Genomic DNA, 230 nt, shown 5'->3' on the forward strand with positions numbered 1-230 from the left:
TGAAAATTAAACAATGTAAGGTAAAACGAAGAAAGAATAAATCGACCCGATTTAATTCTACGAGTAAGTACGACAGTGATAAGACGAGCGAGGATAAACGATTACAGCGCGGAGAGATCTGCGAAGTGATACCATTCAATTAAGAGTTTGATCCTGGCTCAGGACGAACGCTGGCGGCGCGCCTAACACATGCAAGTCGAACGGAGTTAAGAAGAAGCTTGCTTCATCTT

1 rRNA gene is annotated in these 230 nt (G+C 43.0%); it reads left to right on the forward strand.

Annotated elements, in window-relative coordinates:
* Positions 1 to 135 precede the first annotated feature (135 nt).
* Positions 136 to 230 (forward strand): 16S ribosomal RNA (locus H6A12_RS13220); the annotation flags it as partial.

Source organism: Merdimmobilis hominis (assembly GCF_016901855.1).
In the GTDB taxonomy this organism is placed as follows: Bacteria; Bacillota; Clostridia; order Oscillospirales; family Ruminococcaceae; genus Paludihabitans.